The organism is Cryobacterium sp. Y11 (genome assembly GCF_002929535.1).
Lineage (GTDB): Bacteria > Actinomycetota > Actinomycetes > Actinomycetales > Microbacteriaceae > Cryobacterium.
In genome coordinates, this window is record NZ_PJJO01000052.1 from 112,987 (window position 1) to 135,248 (window position 22,262).

Below are 22,262 nucleotides of genomic sequence, written 5' to 3' on the forward strand. Positions count from 1 at the left end.
GACACCACACGCACCAGGCATGCATGAGCGGATCGCCGCCCAATCGGTCATCGAGGAGTTGCTTCGCCAGCAGCGAGCCGTGCCGCCGCGCTCGAGTTTCGCTCGGTTCTGGGGATACTCCCCGCTGGCGGCCGACAGCGTCGCCTGGTATCTCGGCGCCCAGGGCGAGATCGAGGTCGGTAAGAATCTCAGCCGCTTCCCGCCCGAATGGCGCGTCTTCCACGCTCTCCCTATTGGCACCGCCGGCGCCGACATCGACCACCTCGTGCTCGGCCCGGGTGGAATCTTCACGATCAACACCAAGCACCACCGAGGCAAGAAGATTTGGGTCGGCCAACGTTCATTGTTGGTCAACGGCCAGAAGCAGCCCTACCTTCACAACTCCACATTCGAGGCCACCCGCGTCACGAAAATGCTCCGAGAACGGATGCCACAGCTCCCGCCCGCGCAGGCAGTGCTCACGCTGGTCAGCCCCGCGTCGATCACGATCAAGAAGAGGCCCGACGACGTGCAGGTCTTGGACGCGAACTATTTGCGGCGTTGGCTGCTGAAACGACCGGTGGCGCTAGCCGAACCCGATCTCGTCACGCTCGCTGCGGTCGTCGATTCGCCAGCCACCTGGTCGGCGCCCACGTCGCCACCCATCCCAAACCTGATGGCGCAATTCGCCGAGCTCGACGGCGAGGTGAGAACTGCGCGCGTGCGGCGCATCATCTGGAAGCTGCTCACAATCGCAATGTTGACTGCACTTGTGGTATTCGTTGGTCTCCCCGGACTAGAGGCCTTAGCAAAGAGCTTTTTTGAAACTCTGTAATGCTCAAAAGAGGTGAAATTTGAGTCCAGCAGTGGAGCCGTGACAACGTCGCGTTTCCACAACATGAATGTGTGAACCCAAGGCCAAAGCTTGGTCGTTGCTATGGTCGTAGGCAGAAGTACCAGGCTGAAGAAGTACGTGGGGGATTGCCAACATGAGACGTGAGCGTACGCGAACGAGCTGCGACCATGGGCCTGCACAGGACGACCTCGCGGGTCTTCGGAAGATTACCCAATGACTGGGCCGATGCCCTTCGGGCTCTACGAGTCGCTCATCACCGGTTCCCTGACGGGCAAACTCGATGTGCGCTCCGAGACTGCAACAAAGACGACCGACAAGATCGTCGACGCGGAAGCACCCGAGTTCCTGGCGCGCTTCATCGCCCATGCCGCGCGCCGCGCGCTGACCGGCATCAACCCCGACGATCGCGTTGCGCTTGTCAACCGCGTGCTCTCCGAGCTTCAGTCCGATGAGTCCTTCGCGCCAGGAGAACTTCGCCAGCTCCTGCAGCTGAGCGCCCCCGGCGGCGACGCAAAGGCGATCGTGCGCCCGTCAACGGCACTCAGCGATTCAGCGCTTCTCACGAATGCGCGGGACGAGCCCAGCCTGGGGGCTGAATTACGGGCAGAGCTGGCGAGCGCGGATGAAGTGGACCTGCTCTGTGCTTTCGTGCGCTGGCATGGCATCCGTGTTCTGGAAGACGCTCTCATCGAACTTCACGAACGCAAGATTCCGTTCCGCGTCATCACGACGACCTATGTCGGCGCGACCGAACGCAAGGCGCTCGACAAACTCGTAGCCAAGTTTGGCGCCGAAGTGCAGGTCAACTATGAGACCCAGTCAACACGCTTGCACGCCAAGGCCTGGCTCTTTCGCAGAAAGTCGGGCTTCAACACGGCCTACGTCGGTAGTTCCAACCTCTCCCACTCGGCCCTCGTGGATGGCCTGGAGTGGAACGTGCGACTGTCGCAAATCAGCACGCCGGCGCTCATCCACAAATTCTCGGCCACGTTTGATAGCTATTGGAACGATCCGTCGTTCGAGAATTACGACCCGGACCGCGATTCCGAACGCCTCGACAAAGCTCTCGGCCGCAGCGCGAACTATGGCCGTGACGATTCCATCGACCTTTCGAACATCGAGGTGCGACCGTACCCGTACCAGCAGACAATGCTGGAATCGCTCGAGGCCGAGCGCAACGTGCACGGCCACCACCGAAACCTGATCGTCGCCGCAACTGGCACCGGCAAGACAATCGTCGCCGGGCTCGACTACCAGAATTTGCTCCGGAGCAATGGTTCGAATCTAAAGATCTTGTTCGTCGCGCACCGGAAGGAGATCCTTCAGCAATCCCAGCGGGTTTTCCGCCAAATTCTCATGGACGGTACTTTCGGCGAGCTCTTCGTCGGCGGCGACAAGCCGGAGCGGTGGAGCCATGTTTTCGCAAGTGTGCAGTCCCTGAACTCCTACGGGGTAGAGAACATCGATCCGCAGCATTTCGATGTCGTCGTCATCGACGAGTTCCACCACGCGGAGGCCAAGACCTACCGGCGACTCCTGGAACACCTCCAGCCCAAAGAATTGCTCGGCCTCACCGCAACGCCGGAGCGTGCCGATGGCATCGACGTCAAAAACGACTTCTTCGCTGGCCGTGCTGCGGCCGAACTCCGGCTCTGGGACGCCCTCGAAGCGGACATTCTGGTGCCGTTCCACTACTTCGGTATCTCCGACGACGTAGATCTCACCTCCGTTGAATGGAAGCGCGGAAGCTACACAGACGCCGGCCTCGACGCGGTTTACACCGGCAATGATGCCCGAACCGCCAAGATTCTGGTGACTTTGGCAGACAAAGTGACGGATGTCCACCAGATGCGGGCAATCGGATTCTGCGTATCGGTAGCCCACGCCGCGTACATGTCACGCATGTTCAACGAGGCGAACATCACATCGACGTTCGTCACCGGGGCGACTCCGTCAGCGGAACGCGAAGAATCATTGCGCCGGCTGCGCATTGGCGAGATCAACTGCATTTTCGCGGTCGACGTACTCAACGAGGGCCTCGACATACCGGTCGTGGACACGATCCTGATGCTGCGCCCCACCCAGAGCGCGACAATTTTTCTGCAACAGCTCGGACGTGGATTGCGGCGCGCGCACGGCAAGGCCGTGCTGACCGTGCTGGACTACATCGGTCAGCATCGGCGTGAATACCGGCTCGATACGCGCTATCGGGCGTTGACGGGTTTTGGCCGTAGTCGTCTCAAGCGCGAGGCCGCGGCGGGGTTCCCGTTTCTGCCGTCGGGGTCGCAGCTGGTTCTAGACCGGGTCGCGCGCAAGGTTGTTCTGGAGGGCATCAGCTCCCAGCTCAAGTTCAAGCGCGACGTCGTCGCGGACATCCGTTCACACGCGTCGACCCGTCCGACTGCGCATGAATATTTGCTGGCGGAGTACCTGGAAGATGCCGCGCGGGGGATCCGCGAGATCTACACTCGGTGGACCTGGACGGATCTCTCCCGAGAAGCCGGTCTGAGCGGGCCCACCGGTGACGATGTTGTTAGGTCGGCCGGGGAGGAACAACTCCTTAAACGGATGGCCGCCCTCGTTCACGTCGATGACCCCGAGCGAGCGGATGCCTACACTCGGCTCTCGACGCCGGGGTGCCCTGCCTACGCTGAGCTATCGGCTCGGGAGCAGCGATACGCGCGCATGCTCGTCTTCACCCTGTGGCCCGACGGCAACAAATTCGCGTCCTATGAAGCGGCATTGGTGCAGCTTCGGGCCACGCCAACGGTGTGCTCGGAGATTCAACAAATCGTCGCCGTCAGCGCCGACGCCTCCCGGCGAGTGCCGCGGGCCCTCGGCGACGGGCTGGAGGACGTGCCGATCTTCAGCCACGCATCCTATCGACGCGAGGAGATTCTGGCGGCGCTCGGCTACGCGAACCTGGAGACGGGCGGCCGTGTCGACAGCCACCGCGAAGGCGTGGCGTGGTGCGCCGACACATCGACGGATGCACTCCTTGTCACGCTCCATAAGTCCGAGAAGGACTTCTCGCCGAACACGATGTATCGCGACTATGCGCTTAACTCGTCCCGGTTCCACTGGGAATCTCAGAACTCGACGACCGTGGAGAGCGCCACCGGAAGTCGCTACATCAACGGCAAACCAGGCGGGTCGAACGTGGTGCTCTTCACCCGCCACGGTGGCATAGACGACGAGGGCCTGATTGGCACCTACACCTGTCTCGGGCCCGTCGACTACAACCGGCACGAGGGCGAGAAGCCGATCGCAATCACCTGGGACCTCCAGCGCGAAATGCCGGCCGACGTCTACGTGAGCGCCAGCGCCGTCCCGCGATGAATGGCCTGCGGGCATCAAGGCCGTGGCACCCTGATTCTCCAGAGCCTCCCTGAATCAGCCCTGTCCGAGGGCCGCGGTCCGGCTTCGTGTCAACTAGACTGCGGACTGCGGAGTGTGGGGTTGAAGCCGGCCTCGCGCATTTATAATTATTGTTGGAATGCACGTCCATTCAGCCGCGTCTTGCAATTGGATCGAACGCGTCGAGCTAGCGAGGGGACAGCCAGCATGCCGCCGACTTGGCAGCCATCCGCCTGGGGCAAGGCCCTCACCAGCTCTGGCGATTGGAAACTCGCACTCCACGGCGACACGCTCACGGTCACCCTGGGCGGCGTCGCGATCGTGACCGCGGTCGAGGACGTCGAGATTCTCGCCGTCACCCGCGGCCTGCTCTGGAGCCGGATCGAGGTGCACGTGGGGGAGTGGGTGAGCCGGCTCTACGGCATCCGCTCGAAGGACGCTGCCGCGTTTGAACGAGCCTTCGCCGCGTCGCTTAAGGCGTTGCAACTTCGGCAGTGCACCGCGGAGTTTGATGCGGCGGCCCACCGAGCGAGCCTGGGCTAAACGGCTAAACGGCTAAACGGCTAAACGGCTAAACGGCTAAACGGCTAAACGGCTTCACGGTCGCGCTTGCGCAACACCTGCAGATTTAAGGCGGGATCACCGCCGAATTCAGCACCAAATGGGCGGCCCGCAAGGCTGCCGGCGGGTTTAGTCAACTGTTCGACGACGACGAGGTGGTGCTGGTGGAAATATGTGTTCATTATCGTAGGTCCCCCGGGCATAGTAGAGACCATGGCCCACCGTCAACGACACCCCGCCGATGCTGACGCTGCAGCTGTCCGAGCGGATAAGACGTGCGCCTCCTGTGGGCGGCGCATCGAGTGGCGCGCGAAGTGGGCCAAGAACTGGGATTTGGTAAAATACTGCTCCGCGGCGTGCCGGTCACATGGTGTCAACGCGACAGACTTGCAGCTCGAAGCGACCATCGTCACACTGCTCCAGGCTCGGGCACACGATTGCACGATCTGCCCCTCTGACGCGGCGCGAGCCATCGGCGGTGAGGAATGGCGCGACCTGATGGAGCCGGCCCGCCGAGCCGCACGCCGCATGGTTGCCCGCGGCGAATTGCAGATCACGCAGGGCGGAGTCGTAGTCGATCCGTCGACCGCCAAGGGTACGATTCGGTTGCGAACGCTGCGATAAGTGGCCACCACTTGCTGTGCGCCGAATCTGGGTGTCAGATCGCGGTGCCTATACAGACAGGAGAGATCGACATGACAGTGACCTGCGACATGATGGTCTCGGGGGACGGCTACGTGGCCGGCGTGAATCAGAGCCTGGAGCATCCGCTCGGTTAATCCTCAACGAGTCACACCCGTCACCTACCAGGTTGTGCACTGAACGAGTCGTGTGCGGCTGACATGGCCCACGAGCTGGCCGAGGCGTTCAGGCGCGACAGCGGATGTCTGCTCGACGCGCACGAGCGTGCGTTCGCCGCCGATCGTAATTGTCGGGCGAAAGCTGCTGGCGCGCGCGGAACGCGAGGTCGGGGCTACCAAGACAGTCGGCAGTATGAGATCGTCAGACTGCAAGATGTCGACTCGGGGATACCTTATGTCTGCATGTAACTCGACCGATCCGGTAGCGGGATCGCAGGCGCGCAGGTCGGTGAGATAGCGCGGGTCGGCACGCGTCATCTGTGGGAGCATGACGCATGCACAACTTCGTGAGCGAGATTGTCAACCAGGCTCCCCAACAGACCAGCTGGTGGCTCAATGGCGGCGGCTGGTTCGTGCTGGCCCTCGTCAATGCGGGCCTGGCCGAACAGAAGAACCGTTCTCGCTGGACCTGGTTCGTGCTTTCCCTGTTTCTCGGGCCCGTCGCCACGTTCTTCATCGTGGTTTGGGAGCCTGTGGCCGAGCCGCCACTTGAGCTGGGGAATCCGTTTGCGAGGGCCGACGATCGCTATCTCACCCTAGCTTTTCTCGCTTTCGTGGTCACGGTTGGCGCAGTGCTCTTCGCCGTGGCCGGGCAGACCTGGTACATGTGGGTCGCCAGCGGCATTGGTGCCGCGGCGCTCGTGCTCTTTCTCGTTCTGTTTCGACGTGCACGCGCAAAGCGGATGGCGGCACGCGCGCACGCGCGCAGCGCCTCAGTGCCGACTGTCTGACCCCTACAAGCGCTACGGCGTGTCGACGATCTGTTTGCCGAGCGGCATGAGCGCGACCGGGATCAGCTTGAAGTTGGCGATGCCGAACGGGATGCCGATGATGGTGATGCAGAGCGCTATGCCCGAGAGTAGGTGCTCGAGGGCGATCCACCAGCCGGCCAGAATCACCCAGATGACGTTGCCGAGGAGAGACGCGACGCCGGCGTTCGGCGTCTCAACCACGGTCTTGCCAAATGGCCAGAGCGCGTAGACGCCGATACGTGCCGCCGCGATTCCCCAGGGGATGGTCACGATGAGAATGCACATGATGAGAGCCGCGAACATGTAGCCGAGGAACAGCCAGAAGCCTGAGAGCACGAGCCAGATGATGTTGAGGAGGGTCTTCATTGTGGCTGTCTAGCCGATCAGGGTGAGCATCAGCCGTGATTCCTCGAGCGCCTCGACCTCGTGCTCGAGGTCGGCTTCGAGTCGAAGCAGGGCGCCGGGCGCCAGGTCGGTGACCTGCCCGCCGGCCGTGACGCGCAGGCGTCCGTCGAGGGCTTGCATGAGCAGAATCTTGGGCGCAGAGTGTTTTTTGAGCGTGAAACCGGCCTCGAAGGTGAGCACGACCACGCGCACCCCGGGGGAGGAGAGAACCGTGTTGTGGCCGAGCCGACCGGGTTCAACCGCGGCGTCAGACCGAATGTCTGCGATGTGCGTGAGGGGCAGCGTTATGTGTTCCATGATTCAACGCTAGACCCGTGAACGCCTTTCTCTTGGTCGATGGTGATTGCTAAAATTAAGAGTGTCTGGGAGCCAGCCCTGAGCATCGGTTTAAGTGTGTCGCTCGAAGGCATCGCTGGGTATCGTTGGGCTATCGCTGTATATCGTTCGCAATACTTACAGGAGGCAATCATGGGCAATTCATATCCAACAAGCGGGTTCAACGCTGGCAACATCGACGGCATCTGGCAGGCGATGGAGCAGTTCCGCTCGAGGTTCGAGAAGCAAACGGGAACCCGCGCGGGTCGCGGCGAGGTGCGCACGGCGGTGCTCGCGCTGCTCGCTGAGCAGTCGATGCACGGCTACCAGATTATTCACGAAATCGAAGAGCGCAGTGGCGGCAGCTGGAAACCCAGCGCCGGCTCGGTCTACCCGACCCTGCAGCTGTTGGCCGACGAGGGTCTCATCAGCGCCGAGGAGTCCAACGGTCGCAAGATCTACTCCCTGACCGATGAGGGTCGCGCCGCTGTCGCTGACGCTGACATGAGCGCGCCGTGGGAAACTACGGCGTCGACTCCTGGTCACGGTCATGGCCATGCGGCACTGCCGAAAGCAGGGATCGAGCTTGCCCAGGCCGCGGCGCAGGTTGGTCGCACCGGCTCGCCGGAGCAGGTCAAGCAGGCCGTCATGGTGCTCGACGACGCACGTCGCAAGCTCTACTCGATTCTCGCCCAGGACTGACGGGGTGCCACTGGCTCGTCGAGGTAGCTACGATTCGAACTCGGGCGCAGGAAACATGCGCGCCCGCTACCGCCGCATTCTGCGTTTCGCCAGCTGGTACCTGGCCATAACGTGGTGGTTCGAGTTGTTTCTGCCCCGCATCGGGCTGGTGAAAATCGCGGAGCGCACACGTCCTAAACGGATGCAACGCTTCGCCAAGGGCTTTCACATTCTGGCGGCCGACCTCGGTGGCCTCATGATCAAGGTCGGGCAGTTCATGTCGTCGCGCCTCGACGTGCTGCCGCCCGAGATCACCAAAGAACTCGAGGGGCTGCAAGACGAGGTTGCCCCCGTGGCTTTTGCTGCTATTCGCGCAGCAGCCGAAGCGGAGTTGGGCATGCCGCTCGAGCGAGCCTTCATGTCGGTCGACGAGACGCCGGTGGCGGCGGCATCGCTCGGCCAGGCGCACCGAGCCCGACTGACCGCGCTTGATGCTGCCGACACGGGGCTCGACGACGTCATCATCAAGGTGCAGCGCCCGGGCATCGACGCGATTATCGAAGTCGATCTGGCTGCCCTGCGCAAGGTGGGTGGGTGGCTCAGCCATGTGAAACTCGTCTCCAACCGGGTCGACATGCCCGCGCTCGTCGAGGAATTCGCCCAAACCAGCCTCGAAGAGATCGACTACCTGCACGAAGGTGCTAGCTCGGAACGCTTCGCGGCAGCCTTTCCCGACGACGACCGGGTCAGCGTACCCGTCGTCGTCTGGGAGCGCACCACCCGTAAGGTGCTCACCCTCGAAGACGTGACGGCGATCAAGATCACCGACGTTGGGGCCCTGCACAAGGCGGGCATCGATCCAGCACAGGTGGCCCCGCTCTTCGCGGAGGTCATGTTCGACCAAATGTTCACCCAGGGCTTCTTTCACGCTGATCCGCACCCCGGAAACATCTTTGTCACCCCGGATGCTGATATCGAACGCGGCTGGAAGCTAACGTTCATCGACTTCGGAATGATGGGCGAAGTCCGTACCAGCACGCGCACCGGACTGCGCAAAATGCTGATCGCTGCCGCCTCGCGTGATGGGCGCGGCCTCGTCAGCGCAATGAACGACGTCGGTGTGCTCCTGCCATCGGCGGAGACGACAGAGCTCGAACGGGCGATGACGACCTTGTTCGCCCGCTTTGGCGGCATGGGGTTTGCAGAACTGCGAGAGGTCGACCCGCGGGAGTTTCGCGATTTCGCGGTGCAATTTGGCGACGTCGTGCGCTCGCTGCCGTTCCAGCTACCCGAGAACTTCCTGCTCATCATTCGGGCGATGTCCCTTACCTCCGGGGTGGCCAGTTCGCTCAATCCCGCGTTCAACCTCTGGGACTCCGTCGAGCCCTACGCGGCGCAGTTGCTGCGTGACGAGAGCGGCAACGTGGTGCAGGACTTCGCGAAGCAGGCGCTGGAGACCGCCGGCATAGCCTTTCGGCTGCCGAAACGGATCGATGCGCTCATCACCCGAGTCGAAAACGGCACCATCGCGGGCACCAGCCCCGCGCTTGAGAAGCGCGTCGCCCGACTTGAGCGCGCCATGCGGCAAGTGGTCTCGGCCCTCCTATTCGGCGTCGTCCTCATAGCCGGCGTACTGCTGCGAGCGGATGACGCGGTGCTCGGCACCGTACTAATGGTCGCGTCGGTCGCCCCCCTGCTGCACGCCCTGTTCGCGGGTCGCCGCGGCGTCTGAGCGTCGCGCGCTGCGTCCCTCGACACTGAGGCCGGCCGGCATTCGCTTGGCGACCCGGCAGTTGCATAACACCTGCAATTTGGGCGGCGGGGGCACTCGACCCCGAATTCACGCGGCAGATAATTGAGTGTTTCCCAGGCAGGATGCTCGCCGAGCTGTCGTTTTTCCTGAATTAGCCACAGGCGCGTCCGCCGACAGCCCACATGCATACTCCTGCGCCAGCCAACGGACCCGGTAGCAAGCGGTTCTGCGTTAGACCACCGACAATTCGGCCATTCGGGAGAGCGCGAGCTGCGTGTACAGGGCGGTGCCGTCTGCCAGGACATTGTCGTCGAAGCTTGCCGTGGGGGGAGTGGTCGAAGGCGGCGGCCTGGCATCGGCTTCTCGCGGCGGTGCCGAGAGAAAGACGAAGGCTTCAACACCCGCCACGAGTATTCGGGGCCGCTGAGCGGGTTATTCCTGCCGTGAAGCGCACTCGGCCGATATGACGTGCAGGCCGTCACCCGCCATCACCAAGTGTTCATCTGCGGTTCATTACGAGTCTCACGTTCTCGTAATTCGTATTCAGAGACGGATGGTCTTCTATTCAGGCACCCACTCTTCCTCTGAAAGGACCAGCCCATGTCACGAGGTACCCGCGCCGTCGTAATGGCGACCTCACTTGCATCCGTCTTGCTGCTCACCGCCTGCGCCGGCGCGCCCGCAGCAGGCGAGACTCCGGCAGCCACGGCGGAAACTGGCGAACTCGTCTTCGCCATGCCGCCGGGAACGGACGACCCGGACACCCTGCTGCAGGTCGACGCCGTGACCGCGATGATTGCGGACGCCACTGGTCGCTCCGTGAAGACCGAAAACCCGGCGGACTATATGGCCGTCGTGGAAGCTGTACGCAGCGGATTCGTCGATGTCGCCCTGATGAGCCAGTTCTCCACCGCGCTGGCCATTGCCAACGGCAGCGTCTCGCCGCTGATCGTGTGGGAAGCCGAGACCCTGCCCGCCTCCGTCTGCCTCGTACCGGCCGACAGTGAGATCGAGCAGATTTCCGACTTTGCCGGCCACCAGATCGCATTCGTCGATCCGGGATCCACGACCGGGCACTTCATGCCGAAGTCGATGCTGGCCCAGAACGGCCTAGTCGACGGTGAAGACTACCGAAGCACCTTCGCCGGCGGCCACGATTCCGCTATTCTCGCCATGCTCAACGGGTCCGTCGACATGGCCTGCACTGCTCGTCAGCTGTACCCGATGTTCCTCGACGCCGGCATGTACACCGCCGATGAGGTGCGCATCGTGGCCGAAACCGACCCGATTCCGATCGGAATCTCGATCGTCGTGCGTAACGATCTCGATGAGAAAACCCGCCAGCAGCTCATCGATCACCTGCCCGAGGCGCTAATGGCCGACGAGGGAACGTTCGCACTCTTCGGCGGCAGCAACGATTACATCGTAAATCCGGGAGCGGATGTCTACGCCCCGCTCCTGCAGGTCGCCTCCGACGTGGGCGTCGACCTCGAGGACATGCGGTGACTGTGGTGAGCACGCCAATTGCCAGCGCGACCGGTGCTGCAGCGCTGAGCCGGGGCGTACCGACGTCGGTCGATACTGTGACCGTGCGCAATCTGCGTGTGACCTATGGCACCACCGTGGCCCTCGACGGCGTCGACTTTGACGTGGCTCCCGGCGAAATGGTCGCACTACTGGGGCACTCCGGGTCGGGCAAATCGACGCTCATGAGATCACTTACTCGCATGACGGCGGCCACTGCCGACACCCTGAGTGTCGCCGGACGTGACGTGCTCACGCTCAAGGGCCGCCCACTGCGAGCGCTGCGTGCCGACGTGGGTTATGTCTTTCAACACTTCAACCTCGTGCCCAATCTCAGCGCGCTCACCAACGTACTCACCGGCGGGCTGTACCGGGCAGGACCGGTGAACTTTCTCGGCGGCTTCAGCCCCATTCAGCGCAGCGAGGGCCTCCAACTGCTCAAGCGGGTGGGCCTGGAACACAAGGCGCGCCAGCAGACTCGCAGCCTCAGCGGTGGCGAGCAGCAGCGGGTCGCGATTGCCCGTGCGCTCATGCAGCAACCGCGGCTGATTCTGGCCGACGAACCGGTGGCCTCGCTCGATCCTCGCCTCGCCGGCTCGGTGCTCACCCTGCTGCGCGAAATCGCGGTGGAGCAGCGCATCCCAGTGATCGTCAGCCTGCACGTGGTCGCCTTGGCGCGGCAGTATGCCGATCGGGTTGTGGGCTTGCATTCCGGGCGCACGGTGTTCATCGGCCCCGCGAACGGACTCACCTCGTCCAGCGTGACGGATATTTATGGAACAGATGGAGAATTCGGTGTCTAAGCTTACAGCCCCGCGGCCAACAGAGGCCGGGGCGACTCAGCCTCAACTCAGCGACACCGACCGCTCCCGGCTCGTGCGAACCGTGCAGGTTCCCGGGGCGACCGGCTTGATCGGACTCATCGTCGTGATCGTGCTCGTCGTCTGGAGCATTGCGGGCTCCGGCTTCAACCTCGAACGCTTCGTCACTGGGATCCCGCGCATGGGCGATTTTCTCGTGCGAATGTGGCCGGCCACCTTCGACAAATTTCCAATTATCGTGGAACTGCTCACCGAAACGCTGCAGATGGCCGTCGTCGGTACGTTGATCGGCGCCGCGCTGTCACTGCTGGTGAGTTTCGGAGCCACGAGCACCATCGCACCGCGCTGGTTGTACACCTCGACCAGGTTCGTGCTCAACGTGCTGCGATCTATTCCCGAGCTTATTTTCGCGCTCATGTTCGTGTCGGCTGTTGGCCTCGGCCCGTTCGCCGGGATCCTCGCACTCATCGTCGGCTCGATCGGGTCGATCGGCAAGATCTACGCCGAGGCCATGGAGTCGGTTTCAACCGGGCCGGTTGAGGCGCTCAGCTCTGCTGGCGCATCGAAGCGACAGGTCATCACCTACGGTGTTGTTCCGCAAGCCGCGCCGCTCCTGGTTAGCTACACCCTGCTCCTGTTTGAAGGCAACGTGCGCGGGGCCACTATTCTCGGCTTGGTCGGGGCTGGGGGAATCGGGATGGAACTGACCACCGCGATGCGCATGTACGACTACGGCCACCTGTTCGCGATCATCATCAGCATTATCGTGCTCGTCACGGTGATTGACCGAACCAGCGCCATCATTCGAAAGAAGATCACCTAATGACTGCTACCTCGGCCCCAGCTCTTAGCGAATTGGTCAACCTTCGTGATCTCGGTGGCATCGCCGTAACTGGTGGGCACGTGCGACCGGGCCGTCTCTGGCGCAGCGACGACGTCAGCACGGTCACGCACGAGCAGGCCGATCGGTTGGTGCACGCCGGGCTGACCACCGTGATCGATTTGCGGTCGCCGGTGGAGGCATCCGTCACCGGGCGCGGCCCCCTGGGAACGCTCGACGTGCAGTACCACCACCTACCGCTCACGGACGATCTGGCCGCACCGGGCGCAACGCTGACGGCCAGCAGTACGGCCGTCGATGTGGGTGAATGGTACGCATTGCTCGTACTCAGCAAGGCACCGACACTGGTGCGGGCGCTCGCTATTATCGCTGAATCAGCCGGGGCTACGGTCTTCCATTGCGCCGCCGGCAAGGACCGAACGGGTATTCTCGCCGCGAGTGTACTGACCGTTCTCGGCGCCACGCCGGCGGCCGTCATCGACGATTATCACAAAACGGATGCCGCCATGCCGGCGGTCATGGCCCGTCTGTTGGTCGTGTTCGAACCTCTCTTTCGGCAGAGCGCCATCGTCACGGCTGGATCAGCACCGACCGGAGGTGCCCTGCTCGGGGCAGACGTGCTGTCGATGAGCACCATGTTAGAGGTGCTCGAGCAGTCCCACGGTGGGTTGGTCGCCATACTCGCGGGGGCCGGACTGACGCCGGAGTTGCAACAGAATCTAGTTGCACGCACTGTGTCGCCTGGCGACGGCGTGTGACTGGCGATGTGGCCGCCGTCTCGTCGGACGCTTCGCCGGGTGCCGCATTTCATCGACGCCCCGGGAGGCCGCGAGACACCAGCCTTGATGAACTGGTACTCGCGGCCACCGTCGAATTGCTTCTCGACAAGGTTGGTGGCAGCCCCTCGATCACAGCCATCGTCGACCGCAGCGGCGTCAGCCGCGCTGCGTTATATCGCCGCTGGGGCAGCCGGGAAGAAATCGTGGCGGCTGCGCTGGATTCGGTGCGCAGCCCCATCGTGGTCACTGAAACCAGCGATCTACTCGCCGACCTGATTGCGACCTACACAAGCTATCCCGACAACGATCCAACCAATTTCGAACGCCTGATTCGCCGACGCCTGGTGCTTGGGCTCGAAGATCCTGCCCTGCAGCGGATCTACTGGAACGCGCACGTATCGCGTCGTCGGATTCCAGTTGCCGCAGCCCTGCGCCGGGGGATCGAGGCCGGACTGGTGCGCGTCGATGCCAATGTGGATGTGGCTATCGACCTCATCGCCGGGGCGTTCTATTATCAGTTGGTCGTGCGCGGTGATTCGAGCAGCGCAGCGAGCCAGCTTCGCGTGCGTGAGGCCATCACGATGGTCTGGCGCGGCATCGCCGTCTGAGGACTGCCGCGTGAACGAAAGCCCGGCAAACATCGCGAGCCACCATCCGCACAGGGTGGGCGACGGCATGATCTCAGTAATCAGTCTGTCCAGAGGAGTAGAGGTCAGGACAGACCCGTCCGGACCTTCAGCGCGAAGCCATCGGCACCGCTCAGCATGGAAGACGGCATGATCGCTGCGATCTGTCAGTCCACAGGCGTGGCGTTCGCCACCAGAAATATCAAGGACTTTCACGGTCTCGGCATCGACCTTATCGACCCGTAGACCGATTTGTCCCGCTGGCCGCCGGCAGCGCACAGCTCTGGCACTTCGTGACGCGCCACGAACGGATGCCCGTAAACACGCGGAAGTTTTCTGCCGCTGTCACGAATTGCAGCAGTTTAGCGGCCTCGAGCCCGGCATCGCCAGCGGTGGACGTGCGGTGCGATTAGTCGACTACATCCTGCCTTCAGCGTGCCATTCGGCAATGTCGGTGGGTGCCTCTAACGTCGTCAGTAACTACTCACAGACACTCGTGCCGAGAATATGGAGAAGGAAATGCACGTGCTGGTGGCTACAAATGCAACGCAGGGCGCTCGCCGAAGCGATTTCGCGAACTGTATCGAGGGCGAATTGGTCTGGATGCTCGACGCGTGTCCCGATAGCCGGCGCAGGCCGGACGGAAAGTGCCCCTGCGGCAGGTCCTTTCGCGGGTTGATGTCCGATCGAGGAACGACAACCGCACTGGTGAAAGATCTCCCCGAACTCACCCGCGCCGACTACGAAAATGCCATGGAGGCCAGTTTCGATGCCCGCGGATGGTGCCCGTGCTGTTGCATGAGCACGGTGAGTGAGTTTGTCGATGAGCTCATTAGCTGCGCCGAATTCTGGCCGGTCGGCACCGTGATCGAGCGCCGGGTCGACCTGCTTCAGGGCCGCGGGCCGTGCCGTCCTTATGGCGCTGCCCGGTAGGGCCGGGAGGCCGCCCTATGGTCTCACCGGAACTGCACATTGCCCGGGAAATCCTTCGTCTCTAAATTGGGGGCATGGAACAAGACACGGACTTGGTTCCAGAGGATGCCAAATTGGCCGAACGCCTTCGAGACCGATTGCGTTCTATTGGTCTTCTGGCTGACGGAAAACCGAGTGGCCCGCGGCGGGGGAGCAGGTGGCGCTTGCGCGCATCCTCTCGGGGGGAAACGTGCGCCGTGAACAGGAGCGCATCGCCTGGAGCTACGCCCGGCCCTGCTTGCTCGCCCGGGTCTCGGAACCCGATTAGAGACCCTGCGGGGCGCACAGTATGCCACGGCCGGGCGATCCTGACGGAAAGTCAGTGCATTCGGAGAAAACCGTGAGGTTTCGTTCAAAAAGGAGGTGCAAGCTAGCGATCTTGCCCGCGCCCACCCGAAGTGCGCGAGCCCGAAACCGGGCGAGCCGGCGTACCTAGCTCCGGGTCCTCGCTCTCGATGAAAGTTATGCGCCAAAAAATCTCCAAAACGCCCCGTGCTCACGTAGAACCGCAAACCTCTCGCAAATCCCCAAAACGCGTGCACCAGATCGCCTTCGCTGCCGGTGCCGTGTTGGTCATCACCGGCCTCGTCGCCGGCAACGAATTTGCCGCCCAGTCGGCCGAGGCCAAGCAACGCAGCATCGCAGCCACGACCGCACTCGCCGAGAGCACCGGCCGCCACATCGAACAACTCGACTATTACGCGGAGCGCGGCGATGCGCTCAGTCGCGACAGCGCATCCGCTGCCCTCGCGCAAGCCAACCTGGTCATTGCCGCCAGTGTGAGCAAAGTGGATGCCTCCGCCCTCACCTCGGTAGCCAGTTCGCTCGCCAGCTACGAGATCATGCCCATCGATCAGCTCCAGGAGCTGACGGCTCAGGCGAAGGCGCAGACCGCCGCAGTTGCTGCGGCCACCGCCGGAGTCGACCGGGTCGCTGCCGAGGCCGCTGCTGCGGCGGCCGCTGCGGCTGCAGCAGCCGAAGCCGCTCGACTGGAGTCTCTCGCGGGCGGCAACACCGTCGACGGCGCTCGCGCCACGGCGCGTTCACTGGCCGCCTCGCAGTATGGCTGGGGCGAGGAGCAGTTCAGCTGCCTCGATCGTCTGTGGCAGAAGGAATCGGGCTGGTCATATTCGGCCATGAACTCCAGCAGTGGTGCGACCGGGATTCCGCAGGCGTTGCCGGGAAGCAAAATGGCTTCGGCCGGCAACGACTGGGCCACCAACGCCACGACGCAGATCAGCTGGGGCCTGGGCTATATCAAGGCCTCCTCCTATGGAACGCCGTGTGCGGCTTGGTCGCACTCGCAGTCCGTCGGCTGGTACTGACCGGCCGCGCCCGACACCAGCACGAGCCAGTATCGGGCCGCTCATCAGTCCTTTCGTGCCGCCGCAGCTTCTGCGGCGACAGGGCTCGCGCGTAGGGGCCGGCGCTACGATGGAAAAGTAAGGGAAGTCCAGGATTGAGTTCGGCGGGGCACACCGAAGTGCCCGTCGCAGGAGCCCTGCACACGTATTTGATGGAGGCGTTTTTTCGATGTCGTCTAGTTTCACCCCAACGGGTCTGTCCCCGACTGGTTCATTCCCACTGGATTCATCCCCACTCGAGCCCATGCTCGAGCCCTTCACAGCCGATTACTATGAGCATTTGACTGATGAAGACGCGGCGAACTATTCCCCGCAACTGTTAGATGCCCGAGCGCGAGCCCATTGGCAAATCGCGCAGCATCGGGTTCCGAAGACGGCTACGGTCGAGATTCGCAATGAGCCCGGTCGCAGCGTCGTCTATATCGTCACCGACGACATGCCCTTTCTGGTCGACTCGGTCACCGCCGAGCTGGTGCGTCAGCACTCCGCCATTCACCTCGTCGTGCACCCGCTGCTCATCGTTGCCCGCAGCAAAGCCAGCAACGAACTTGTCGACATCAATCGCATTCCGGCCGGTGTCGGCGTCTCCAGCGGTGACACCTCGGCCATGCCTAACATTGCGCACCTGATCGCGACCGGGGATGACGCCTCGCACCTTGAATCGTGGATCGCGATTGAGATTGACAGCGCGAGCGACGAACGACAGGCTTTGCTTATCGCCGGTGTGACCGCCGTTTTGGGCGACGTTCGCGCGGCCGTCGCGGACTGGCCGCTAATGCGAAGCAAAGCCATGCAGATCGCCCAAGCGCTCGACACCATTGTCGCGGCGGAGCAGATCAAGGACCTGACCCAGACTCAGCAGCTGCTGCAGTGGCTCGACGAGGGAAACTTCACCTTTCTCGGCTACCGCGAATACAACCTCGAAACTCTGGGCGGCGAAGACGTACTAACCCTGATCGACGATAGCGGCCTCGGCCTGCTGCGATCCGCCGATGACCGCCACCAGGTTCAGCATCTAACGGATGCCGGCCGGCAGAAAGCCCGCGAGCGCACCGCCCTGGTGATCACCAAAGCGAACTCGCGCTCCACCGTGCACCGTCCGGCCTATTTCGACTACATCGGCATCAAGAGTTTCGACGCCGCCGGTCAGGTCAATGGCGAACAGCGTTTCATCGGCCTGTTCGCCGCGAGCGCCTACACCAGCTCGGTCACCGCCGTACCGGTGCTGCGCGAAAAGGTTAAGGCCGTCATGACCGAGGTCGGTTTTCCGCTCGAGTCACACAGCGGCAAAGACCTGCTCGGCATCATGGAGACCTACCCGCGTGACGAGCTGTTCCAGATCGAGGTGCCAGAGCTCGTCACCGCGTCGCTCGCCATTCAACGTCTGCAGGAGCGACGTCGTACCCGACTGTTTTTGCGACCCGACATCTACGGCCGGTTTATGTCGGCCCTGGTCTACCTGCCACGTGACCGCTACAACACCGCCGTGCGGCTGCGCATCGAAAAAGAACTGCAAGAAACCTTCCAGTCGGAGTCGCTCGACTTCGAGGCGCGGATGACCGAATCGGCGCTTGCTCGGCTGTTCTATCGCATCCGTTTGCCCAAGGACGTGTCGGTCGAAACGGTGGATGCTGCAGCGCTAGAGCACCGTCTCGCCATGGCGGTGCGCTCCTGGCCCGAAGGCATCAGCGACGAACTGCGCGAGACGCACTCGGTCGACGAGGCCAAGCGCCTGGCCGATGTCTGGGCCGAGGCCTTTCCCGACAGCTACCGGGTCGACTACGAGATCACCGACGCTCTCGAAGATATTGGGCGGTTCGAGGCCTGTGCTGCGCAGGTAGGCACCGCCGTTGGCGGCCACACCCGCCCCGGGCTGCACGTCTACCTGCCCAAAACGGCCGGCGACCCCGGCGAAGACGCCCGCATCAAGCTGTACATGACCGAGCCAAAGAGTCTCAGTCAGATTCTGCCGTTTCTGCAGAATCTCGGCATCGAGGTGCTCGACGAGGTGCCATTCGACATTGAGACTTCCAATGGGCGCCGCTTCTACCTCTACGACCTGGGCCTGCACTACCCGGCCGGAGTCGACCCGATCGCCACCGGCGCACTCTTGGCCGATTCGTTCGGCGCTGCAATCGGTGGAGCCATTGAGTCGGACAGTCTCGACCGCCTCGTTCTGCAAGACGGCTTGCCGTGGCACCGCGTTGTCATTCTGCGCAGCTACGCCAAGTACCTGCGGCAGATCGGTAACATCAACTCCTACGGCTTCGTCGCCAACGCCCTGCTGCACAACCCGGCCGTGACGCTCGGCTTGGTGGCACTGTTCGAGGCCCGATTCGACCCCGATGTGACCGACGACGAGCGGATGCTGCGCGTCGCCGACGTGCGCGAACGACTCACGCTGGCCATGGAACAGGTCGCCACCCTCGACGCCGACCGCGTGCTGCGCACGCTCATCACCCTGATTGAGGCGTCACTGCGCACGAACTTCTTTCAGTACAAGCCGTACCTGAGCATCAAACTCGACCCGTCACAGATCGAGCAGATGCCATCGCCCAAGCCCATGTACGAAATCTGGGTGTACTCGCCGCGGGTGGAGGGCGTGCATCTGCGGTTTGGCAAGGTGGCCCGTGGCGGGCTGCGCTGGTCGGACCGCCGAGAAGACTTTCGCACCGAGGTGCTCGGCCTGGTCAAGGCGCAAACGGTCAAGAACGCCGTCATCGTGCCGACCGGTGCCAAGGGCGGATTTTTCGCTAAGAAACTGCCAGACCCCTTGGTAGACCGGGCAGCCTGGATGGCCGAGGGCATCGAAAGTTACCAAACCTTCGTGCGCGGGTTGCTCGATTTGACCGACAACCTTGTCGCAACGCCCGAGGGTGAACAGGTTGTCCCGCCCGCCCGTGTTGTCAGCCACGACGACGCCGACACCTACCTCGTCGTCGCGGCCGACAAGGGAACGGCATCCTTCTCCGACATCGCCAACGAGCTCGCCGCTGAGTATGGGTTCTGGCTGGGTGATGCCTTCGCTTCTGGCGGTTCGGTCGGCTACGACCATAAAGAAATGGGCATCACGGCTAAGGGTGCGTGGGAGTCGGTCAAGCGCCACTTCAGCGAACTTGGCGTCGACGCCCAGTCCGAGGAATTTACAGTGGTCGGCGTCGGCGACATGTCTGGCGACGTGTTCGGCAACGGAATGCTGCTCTCAAAGCACACCAAATTGGTCGCAGCATTCGACCACCGGCACATCTTCCTTGATCCGAACCCCGACCCTGCGCTCTCCTTTGCCGAGCGCGAGCGGCTGTTCGAGCTGCCGCGTTCGTCCTGGGCCGACTATGACGCCACCCTGATCAGCACGGGCGGCGGCGTCTTTGCCCGCCAGTCCAAGGTCGTTCCCATTTCGGCCGAGGTGCAGGTCGTGCTTGGCTTGCCGGCCGGCACGACCCAGCTGAGCCCGCCCGAATTGCTGCGGGCGATTCTGCTGGCCCCTACCGATCTGCTCTACAACGGCGGCATCGGCACCTACGTCAAGGCGAGCACCGAAACTGCGGCTCAAGTCGGCGACAAGGCCAACGATGCCATTCGAGTCGACGGCAAGGACTTGCGGGTCAAGGTCGTCGGCGAGGGCGGCAACCTCGGTTTCACCCAGCTCGGGCGCATTGAGGCCGCCCGGGGCGGCGTCATCCTGAACACCGATGCGATCGATAACTCGGCCGGAGTCGACTGCTCCGACCACGAAGTCAACATTAAAATCTTCGTGGACCGCATGGTCGCCGCCCGCAAGCTCGACCCGGCCGAACGGGCCAAATTCCTGGCCGAGATGACCGATGAGGTGGGTCGCCTGGTTCTCGTCGACAACGTCGATCAGAACATCCTGCTGCTCAACGATCGGGTGCTCGTCAACAACTGGAGCCCGAGCTACGAGCGCCTGATGAACTGGCTGGAAAAGTCCGGCGATCTGCAGCGTGACCTCGAGGCCCTACCGACGACGGCCATGCTGCGGGAACGTCTCGACCAGGGTCAGGGGCTCACCAGCCCCGAGTTGAGCGTGCTCGCCGCCTACGCCAAAATCGAGTTGGCCAACGCGCTCCGCGACAGCGATCTGGCCGACGACCCGTGGTTTGGCGGCGTCCTGCGGCGCTACTTCCCGAGTCACTTGTCTGAACGTTTCGATGCCGAGCTGGACACGCATCCGCTTCGCCGGGAGATTATCGCGACCGTTGTCGCCAACGACATGATCAACCTGGGCGGAATCACCTTCGCCTTCCGCGTCATGGAGGAGACCTCGGCCAACGAGGCGACCATCGCGCGCGCCTTCGTGGCCCTGCGTGAAATATTTGAGCTTGACAGCATGGTTGACGAGCTCAACGCACTGCCGTCGTCGTTCCCGACCGATAAGTGGTCGGCGATTCACCTCGATATTCGCCGGCTGCTGGACCGCGCAGTGCGCTGGCAGGTCAATCACGGAGGATCGATACCGGTCGCGGACGTAATTGCGAAGTACAAGCCGCAGATCGCGTTGATGCGAGCGCACCTCGGCGACTACCTGCAGGGCAACGACCTGAAGCGTCTCGAGACTCAGGGTGAGCAGGCCCGCGACTGGGGCGTGCCTGAAGGCCTCGGTCGGCGCTGGTCTGAGCTGTTCGAGGCGTACGCATTGCTCGATGTGGCCCAGATCGCCGCCAAGGCGAACGCACCGATTGCCGATGTTGCCGCCGTGTATTACGAGGTTTACAACCGGTTTGGCGTCGACAACCTCCTTGAGCGCATCACGGCCCTCCCGCGCAAGGACCGCTGGCAGGCCCTCGCGCGCGCAGCCCTGCGCGACGACCTGTACTCGACCGTCGCCGATATGACCAGGGCAGTGCTCGATGAAACGGATGCCGGCGCTCCCGACGAGCGGCTCCTCGCCTGGGAAGCGCGAAACGCCGAACAGCTCGGCCGTGCTCGCAGCGTTTTCGAAGAGGTCAACTCGCTCGCTCAAGACGACATGGCTTCGCTCTCGGTGGCCGTGCGCCTGCTGCGCTCGATCGTGCGCCGCTAACCGAGTGGGGCGCCCGACCCGGGCGCCCCACTCGTGCGCGTGCAGAAGCTAAGCCAGCGTGGCGACCAGGATGGCGATGGCCATCCAGATCGGCATCGCCACGACCAAGAGGGCAAGGCCCACCCACTGCAGGCGGGTGTAAGACTGGTCGGCGTCGCCGCGCGTGCGGGTGCGCACGATGTCGACCACGGAGACGACCATGCCGATGAACAGGAGTGGCGACACGGTCAGCAGTGCCACCAGAACGAGTGGGTCGGTCGCGATCGATACGCACACTGCAATGCCAAGGGCGCTATACAGCACGAACAAGACCATGCTCAGCCACAGCGACAGGGGAACGCGGCGCGAGCTCTGTGTGACCGTTGCGTGCATGGCGACCCCCCGTGCTATCTGCGCTGACAGTATCACGAACGCCACCGGTATCTGTGGCGAGCCGGCCGCGGCCATCCGCTCGCCGAAGCCGGTCAGCTCACGCTGGTGGGTTGCTGCGTCAGCTGATGCGGCCGAGCGCCACGAGCTTGGTGCGCACCTCGGCGTCGCTCGGCTCGACCATATGAGTGTCGTCGGGAAACACGATGACGGGAATGTTGGTGCGCCCGCTGATGGCGCGGGCCCGGTCTGCCCCCTCATCGACGAGTAGCAGATCGACGTAGTCGTAGTCCACCTCGAGACGGTCGAGCAATGACTTGGAACGGCGGCAGTCGCCGCACCACTCCGCTCCGTACATCGTGATTCGACCAGCGGGGGTAGTGGTTTGCGTCATGCGACAATCTTA

22 protein-coding genes and 1 pseudogene are annotated in these 22,262 nt (G+C 63.0%); 16 read left to right on the plus strand and 7 right to left on the minus strand.

Annotated elements, in window-relative coordinates; all coding sequences use genetic code 11:
* The first annotated feature begins 19 nt into the window (after positions 1-19).
* From CXY75_RS06335 to CXY75_RS19765, 3 genes are all read left to right on the plus strand, one after another.
* Complete coding sequence (locus CXY75_RS06335; protein WP_158251137.1) at positions 20-814, plus strand: nuclease-related domain-containing protein; 795 nt, start codon at positions 20-22, stop codon at positions 812-814.
* A gap of 234 nt (positions 815-1,048) precedes the next feature.
* Positions 1,049-4,174 carry a DUF3427 domain-containing protein gene (locus CXY75_RS06340; RefSeq protein ID WP_104081986.1) on the plus strand — a complete coding sequence of 1,042 codons (3,126 nt, stop codon included), beginning with the start codon at positions 1,049-1,051 and terminating at the stop codon, positions 4,172-4,174.
* A 225-nt stretch (positions 4,175-4,399) separates the two neighbouring features.
* Positions 4,400-4,735: a hypothetical protein gene (locus CXY75_RS19765; protein WP_158251138.1), complete on the plus strand. Its 336-nt coding sequence runs from the start codon at positions 4,400-4,402 to the stop codon at positions 4,733-4,735.
* 44 nt (positions 4,736-4,779) lie between these two features.
* On the opposite strand, the gene CXY75_RS19770 is transcribed toward CXY75_RS19765, so the two are convergent.
* Positions 4,780-4,935: a hypothetical protein gene (locus CXY75_RS19770; protein ID WP_158251139.1), complete on the minus strand. Its 156-nt coding sequence runs from the start codon at positions 4,933-4,935 to the stop codon at positions 4,780-4,782.
* 31 nt (positions 4,936-4,966) lie between these two features.
* Here CXY75_RS19770 and CXY75_RS20445 point away from each other — a divergent pair.
* Together CXY75_RS20445 and CXY75_RS20450 are read left to right on the plus strand one after the other, a co-directional pair.
* Positions 4,967-5,107, plus strand: a pseudogene (locus CXY75_RS20445) (DUF2256 domain-containing protein); the annotation flags it as partial.
* Between the two features lie 33 nt (positions 5,108-5,140).
* On the plus strand, positions 5,141-5,377 hold the full coding sequence (locus CXY75_RS20450; RefSeq protein ID WP_233201774.1) for a DUF3253 domain-containing protein: 237 nt from the start codon (positions 5,141-5,143) through the stop codon (positions 5,375-5,377).
* A 179-nt stretch (positions 5,378-5,556) separates the two neighbouring features.
* On the opposite strand, the gene CXY75_RS06355 is transcribed toward CXY75_RS20450, so the two are convergent.
* Positions 5,557-5,871, minus strand: a complete 315-nt coding sequence (locus CXY75_RS06355; RefSeq protein ID WP_104081989.1) for a type II toxin-antitoxin system PemK/MazF family toxin — start codon at positions 5,869-5,871, stop codon at positions 5,557-5,559.
* A gap of 17 nt (positions 5,872-5,888) precedes the next feature.
* Here CXY75_RS06355 and CXY75_RS20065 point away from each other — a divergent pair, with 17 nt between their 5' ends.
* The gene (locus tag CXY75_RS20065) at positions 5,889-6,344 is read left to right on the plus strand and encodes a hypothetical protein (RefSeq protein WP_199182388.1); all 456 of its coding nucleotides are present in this window, start codon (positions 5,889-5,891) and stop codon (positions 6,342-6,344) included.
* Between the two features lie 12 nt (positions 6,345-6,356).
* On the opposite strand, the gene CXY75_RS06365 is transcribed toward CXY75_RS20065, so the two are convergent.
* Both CXY75_RS06365 and CXY75_RS06370 read right to left on the minus strand, forming a co-directional pair.
* Complete coding sequence (locus CXY75_RS06365) at positions 6,357-6,731, minus strand: YccF domain-containing protein (RefSeq protein ID WP_104081990.1); 375 nt, start codon at positions 6,729-6,731, stop codon at positions 6,357-6,359.
* Positions 6,732-6,740: 9 nt separating this feature from the next.
* Positions 6,741-7,067, minus strand: a complete 327-nt coding sequence (locus CXY75_RS06370) for a hypothetical protein (protein WP_104081991.1) — start codon at positions 7,065-7,067, stop codon at positions 6,741-6,743.
* A gap of 171 nt (positions 7,068-7,238) precedes the next feature.
* On the opposite strand from CXY75_RS06370, the gene CXY75_RS06375 reads away from it, so the two are divergent.
* Both CXY75_RS06375 and CXY75_RS06380 read left to right on the plus strand, forming a co-directional pair.
* Positions 7,239-7,787 carry a PadR family transcriptional regulator gene (locus CXY75_RS06375; RefSeq protein WP_104081992.1) on the plus strand — a complete coding sequence of 183 codons (549 nt, stop codon included), beginning with the start codon at positions 7,239-7,241 and terminating at the stop codon, positions 7,785-7,787.
* 55 nt (positions 7,788-7,842) lie between these two features.
* Positions 7,843-9,498 (plus strand): AarF/ABC1/UbiB kinase family protein, encoded by a 1,656-nt coding sequence (locus CXY75_RS06380; RefSeq protein WP_104081993.1) that lies wholly within the window; start codon positions 7,843-7,845, stop codon positions 9,496-9,498.
* Positions 9,499-9,750: 252 nt separating this feature from the next.
* Here CXY75_RS06380 and CXY75_RS19775 read toward each other — a convergent pair whose 3' ends face one another.
* Positions 9,751-9,927 carry a hypothetical protein gene (locus tag CXY75_RS19775; protein WP_158251140.1) on the minus strand — a complete coding sequence of 59 codons (177 nt, stop codon included), beginning with the start codon at positions 9,925-9,927 and terminating at the stop codon, positions 9,751-9,753.
* 192 nt (positions 9,928-10,119) lie between these two features.
* Between CXY75_RS19775 and phnD the strand changes: the two genes are divergently transcribed.
* The 8 genes from phnD to CXY75_RS06420 all read left to right on the plus strand — a co-directional run bounded on the left by phnD (position 10,120) and on the right by CXY75_RS06420 (position 21,487).
* A complete protein-coding gene (gene phnD, locus CXY75_RS06385; protein WP_104081994.1) occupies positions 10,120-11,025 on the plus strand; it encodes a phosphate/phosphite/phosphonate ABC transporter substrate-binding protein in 906 nt (301 codons plus the stop codon).
* 5 nt (positions 11,026-11,030) lie between these two features.
* A complete protein-coding gene (locus tag CXY75_RS06390) occupies positions 11,031-11,846 on the plus strand; it encodes a phosphonate ABC transporter ATP-binding protein (RefSeq protein ID WP_233201770.1) in 816 nt (271 codons plus the stop codon).
* The gene (phnE, locus tag CXY75_RS06395) at positions 11,839-12,687 is read left to right on the plus strand and encodes a phosphonate ABC transporter, permease protein PhnE (RefSeq protein ID WP_233201771.1); all 849 of its coding nucleotides are present in this window, start codon (positions 11,839-11,841) and stop codon (positions 12,685-12,687) included. The genes CXY75_RS06390 and phnE overlap by 8 nt, the downstream gene beginning before the upstream one ends.
* Positions 12,687-13,463 (plus strand): tyrosine-protein phosphatase, encoded by a 777-nt coding sequence (locus tag CXY75_RS06400; protein ID WP_104081996.1) that lies wholly within the window; start codon positions 12,687-12,689, stop codon positions 13,461-13,463. The genes phnE and CXY75_RS06400 overlap by 1 nt, the downstream gene beginning before the upstream one ends.
* On the plus strand, positions 13,460-14,092 hold the full coding sequence (locus tag CXY75_RS06405; RefSeq protein ID WP_104081997.1) for a TetR/AcrR family transcriptional regulator: 633 nt from the start codon (positions 13,460-13,462) through the stop codon (positions 14,090-14,092). Before CXY75_RS06400 ends, CXY75_RS06405 begins: the two co-directional genes overlap by 4 nt.
* Positions 14,093-14,629: 537 nt before the next feature.
* Positions 14,630-15,043, plus strand: a complete 414-nt coding sequence (locus tag CXY75_RS06410) for a hypothetical protein (protein WP_104082025.1) — start codon at positions 14,630-14,632, stop codon at positions 15,041-15,043.
* Positions 15,044-15,618: 575 nt separating this feature from the next.
* Positions 15,619-16,407, plus strand: a complete 789-nt coding sequence (locus CXY75_RS20455) for a hypothetical protein (RefSeq protein WP_233201772.1) — start codon at positions 15,619-15,621, stop codon at positions 16,405-16,407.
* A 283-nt stretch (positions 16,408-16,690) separates the two neighbouring features.
* Positions 16,691-21,487, plus strand: coding sequence for an NAD-glutamate dehydrogenase (locus CXY75_RS06420; RefSeq protein ID WP_104081998.1), 4,797 nt, complete (start codon positions 16,691-16,693; stop codon positions 21,485-21,487).
* A 48-nt stretch (positions 21,488-21,535) separates the two neighbouring features.
* Here CXY75_RS06420 and CXY75_RS06425 read toward each other — a convergent pair whose 3' ends face one another.
* Positions 21,536-21,859, minus strand: a complete 324-nt coding sequence (locus tag CXY75_RS06425) for a hypothetical protein (RefSeq protein WP_146069386.1) — start codon at positions 21,857-21,859, stop codon at positions 21,536-21,538.
* Positions 21,860-21,977: 118 nt separating this feature from the next.
* Positions 21,978-22,250, minus strand: a complete 273-nt coding sequence (locus tag CXY75_RS06430; RefSeq protein ID WP_104082000.1) for a glutaredoxin domain-containing protein — start codon at positions 22,248-22,250, stop codon at positions 21,978-21,980.
* Between the last annotated feature and the right edge of the window lie 12 nt (positions 22,251-22,262).